Origin of the sequence: Kitasatospora sp. NPDC036755, from assembly GCF_040636595.1 — a bacterium.
Classification (GTDB): Bacteria; Actinomycetota; Actinomycetes; order Streptomycetales; family Streptomycetaceae; genus Kitasatospora.
The window spans coordinates 1-3,964 of the sequence record NZ_JBEZUT010000524.1; the positions used below are offsets into that span (position 1 = coordinate 1).

Below are 3,964 nucleotides of genomic sequence, written 5' to 3' on the forward strand. Positions count from 1 at the left end.
TTGTGGGGGGTGGGCAGGGGTTGGGGGGGGGGCCCGGGGGGACCCCCGCCGGTCCCCCCGGTGTGCCCGTTCCCCCCCCCCCCGGGCCCGGGGGGTGGGGCCCGGGCCCGCGACGGCTCGTGGGGCCGTACGGTTCTCTCTACGGACGGGGCAGGGCCCGCGGTTCGACGCCGGCCGGACCGGGCCGGCGTCGAACCGCTCGGCTCGTCAGCGGCCGATGACGCCCGTCACCGCGCCCGAGTCGGTGCCCCAGACCTCCTCGTCCTCGGAGAGCCAGGTGGTGCGCTGCCGCTCCTTCTCGCCCTGGCCGGGCGCACCGGCCCCGGCCCCGGCTCCCATCGGCGGCATCATCGGGCCGGTCATGCCGCCGGTGGTGTTGATGCCCCGGCCCGCCAGCTGGGCCTCCTCGGCGGCGCCGGCGACGGCGCTCCGGCCCGCGGCGGCGCGGCCCGCGGCCGCCTCCTCGGCGGCCGACTGGGCCGTCGGCGTGACACCCATGGCCGAGGCCAGCCGTCCGCCGACGCCGAGGTTCGCGGGGCCGGAGGCGACCCCGCCGACGGTCTTCGGACCGGAGCCCGCGCCGCTGCCCAGCCGCTCGCCGAACAGGTCGGACCCGGAGGTACCGGAGCCGCCCGAGCCGAAGGAGACCCCGCTCCCGCCGATCGATCCGGGCCAGCCGCTCCAGCTGCTCCCGCCGCCACCGGTGCGGATGTCCCCGGTCCGCTGGGCGAGGGCGTGCTCCTCGTCCGTGAGCAGCTGTTCGAACTGGGAGACCGGCCGCCCGTTCGCGTCCCGGACGGTGCCGTCCTCGGCGATGGTCCGGTCCTTGCCGAGCACCACCGGGTTGCCGTTGGAGTCCTTCACCAGCGTGCCGTCGGGGGCGGTGACCGTCCCGTCGTCGTTCTTCTTCGAACCCGGCGGCACCTTGAACGGCGTGCCCGAGCCGATGCCCGTGTTGCCCGACCCGGTGGAGCCGTTGGAACCCGTTCCGGGCCCGCCCACCACGGTGCCCGGCGGCACCGTCCGGGGCTTGCCGTCCTTGTCCAGCAGGGGCTTGCCGTCCTTGTCGACCAGCTGGCCCTTGTCGTTGACCCGGGTGCCGGGCGGGACCATCTGCGGCTTGCCGTCCTTGTCGAGGAGCGGTTTGCCGTCCTTGTCCAACAGCGGGACCATACCGGTCGTGCCGCCGCCACCGGTCCCGCCGATCCCTCCGATCCCGCCGATGCCCCCGGTGTTCCCGCCCTTGCCGCCGGTGCCGCCGCCCGTGCCGCCGATGCCCCCGATCCCGCCGCCCGCGCCGCCGCCCGCGCCGCCCCCGGTCCCGCCGATGTCCGGGGGGCCCTTGACGTCGGTCTTCGAGCCGTCACCACCCGGGCCGTCCTTGCCGTCGGGGGTCTTCGGGGGGTCGACCTTGTCCTTGGGCAGGTCCATCCCGACCTTCCCCATCGGCAGCAGGAGCGCGCTCGCCGCGTTGTAGGCGGTCTCCAGCTCGTTCCCCGCGTCGGTCGCGGCCTTGTCGAGCTTCTCGACGACCCAGCTGGTCCACCGCTCCTTCGCCTTGGCGTCCAGCTTCGCGACGAAAGCGTCCAGGGCGCCCTTGTCGACGCCCTTGTCGTTGGTCGACAGGGTGGTCCCGCCGCCCGAGACCGTGGCTTCAGCGGTGACGCTCCCGTCGTCGGAGCCGGTCGGGGTGAGGGTGAGGACGGCGGTGAGGTCCTTGACCAGCTCCGTGAACGCGTAGTGCACGCACACGTACGGGTTGGAGAAGCTGCCGCCGCCCGAGCCGTCGGTGTACTGCCAGTGCTCGTCGTGCTCGTTCTTCGCACCGGAGGTCACCAGGTCGGACTTGCCCGTCCAGACCTCGAAGCCCTGGTAGTACATGTTCTGCTGCTGCAGCTTCAGGGCGTCCCCGGCGGCCTTCAGGGCCTTGCCGACGGGGCTGTCCACGTACTCGATCTTGGGAGCGGCCTCGGAACCCTTCTCGGGCAGGTCGTTGTACGCCTTGAGGTCACCGCTGAGCCCGTAGTGCATCGCGATGAACTCGCCCTCCAGGCCGTACATCACCTCCTTGAACCGGCCGGCGGCACTGCCCTGGAACTCGCTGTCCGAGCCGCCCACGTCGGTGAACCACTTGTGCAGGGTGGGCCGCTCGTCCACGAAGTACTTGTCGGCGTCGAAGATCGCCTGGGCGGCGTCCCAGAGCGTCGGGGGTGCCGTGGCCTCGTTGCCGGAGCAGCTGCCCCAGATGGACGGGCCGAGGATCTTCCCCGGGCTGGAGTTGAACCTGCCCCAGGGGCTCTGCGTGTCGCTGCCCTCCTTGCCGTTCCAGAACGGCCAGTTGCAGGTCACGCCCAGGATCGTGCTGTAGGTTCCGCCGCCCACGACCTGGTACACCCACTCGGCCCACATGTCGTATCCGGCGTCGCCCTTGGAGATGCCGTTCTGGACCTTGCGCTTGTCGTTGTTGGCCTTGCTGTCCGTGAACAGGTAGCGGGCCTGGATCCACTCGGTTCCGGTCACCTCGCCCCGCTGGGGGAGGCCGTCGCTCTGGTCCGTCGCGGCGAACACCTTCAGCATCTGTTCCCAGGTGTAGCTCGTCTTGTTCTCGGGCATGGTCTTCCTCCGGGCGGGATGGAGCGGTTCTCGGACGACGACGTGGCGTCGGCGCCGGAGGGCCGCGACCCTCCGGCGCCGACGCCGCGAGCTCCTGGTGTCAGGGCAGCGTGGTCTTCGGGGCGACGCCGCTGAGCACGTCGTGGAGGACCTCCAGCATCTGGGCCTCCGACAGGGCCTCCTCGTTCCCCTGGTGCAACGTGCGCCCGGCTTTCAGCAGGTCCTGGGCGATGTCGTGGACCGTCAGGCGGACGGTTTCCATACCCTCCACCACGCTCTTCGCGTAGTCGAGGTAGGCCAGCTTCAGCGCCTTGGCGGGCGGGAACACGTCCTGGCCCGCCTTCAGCGCGGGCGGCACCTTCCCGATCCAGCCGTTCTTCGCGATGTTCACCCTCGTCTCGAGGTCCTGCAGGCCCTTGAGACGGCCTTGCAGGAAGGCGGTCGTGATCTCGATGGTGTCCCCGCTCATGCGCGGACCCCCTTCCCCGTCAGCCGAACTGCTTCTTGGCGCTCAGGTCCGAGTCGCTCATGATCTCGTGCATCGTCGCGAGGGTGTTCGCAGCGAAGTCGATGTCCTGGTTCATCGCCGTCTGGTTGTTGTTCACCTGGACCTTGAGCTCTTCGAACGCCCCGGCGGCCGCGCCCTGGAAGGCACCGTCCGCGGTCAGCGCGGTCAGCTTGCCGATCAGCTCGGTGAGGCCGTCGCTCATGTCCTTGCCCGACTTGCGCAGGTCGGCGACGGCCTGGGCGACGGTCTCGTGGTGGAGGTGGATCGTCCCCGAGTAGTCGTCCATGTGGTGCTGCAGCGGCATGTCCGCTCCCTTCTTCGTCGTGTACCGCTACCGCGTCAGCGGTAGAGCGCCTGCTCGATCCGGTCCTGCTCCTGCCGGTTGGCGATCGACAGCGCCTCGTCCTCGGCCCTGTTGATGATCGTGTCGGCGCCCTGGGTGGACTCCACGAACTTCTCGAACGCGCCGATCACCTGGTGGTAGCGCGTCTGCCAGTCGTCGAGCTTGCCCTGGAAGGCGGAACTGGCACCGGAGAAGTAGCCGGCGGCGATCTCCTCCTTGATCCGCTCGACCGTACGACCTGAGTTGATCATGTCGTCGATGTGCGCCCGCATGCTGTCGAGGGCGTTGCGGATCGCCGCGTCCTGCTTCGTCAGATTCGCCGGTGTGCCCACCTGATTCTCCTTTCCCGCCGCCCGCGGACGCGCGCGGCTCCGATCGACTCAACGGTGTTGCCGGGGACGATGGTTCAGTCGCACGTGGAGGCGGCCGCGGCGGGGACCGCGGCGGCCGCCCCGGCGGGGATCGCCGCCACCGTCGCCCCGCCCGCGGGTGGAACGGCT

General features: G+C 71.0%; 4 protein-coding genes. All 4 read right to left on the minus strand.

Features of this window, described 5'->3' with window-relative positions:
* Positions 1–207: 207 nt before the first annotated feature.
* Positions 208–2,613: a hypothetical protein gene (locus AB0E96_RS39210; protein WP_359831342.1), complete on the minus strand. Its 2,406-nt coding sequence runs from the start codon at positions 2,611–2,613 to the stop codon at positions 208–210.
* Positions 2,614–2,713: 100 nt separating this feature from the next.
* On the minus strand, positions 2,714–3,082 hold the full coding sequence (locus AB0E96_RS39215; protein WP_359831344.1) for a hypothetical protein: 369 nt from the start codon (positions 3,080–3,082) through the stop codon (positions 2,714–2,716).
* 19 nt (positions 3,083–3,101) lie between these two features.
* Positions 3,102–3,425 (minus strand): WXG100 family type VII secretion target, encoded by a 324-nt coding sequence (locus AB0E96_RS39220; RefSeq protein WP_359831346.1) that lies wholly within the window; start codon positions 3,423–3,425, stop codon positions 3,102–3,104.
* A 35-nt stretch (positions 3,426–3,460) separates the two neighbouring features.
* Positions 3,461–3,796: a hypothetical protein gene (locus AB0E96_RS39225; RefSeq protein WP_359831348.1), complete on the minus strand. Its 336-nt coding sequence runs from the start codon at positions 3,794–3,796 to the stop codon at positions 3,461–3,463.
* Between the last annotated feature and the right edge of the window lie 168 nt (positions 3,797–3,964).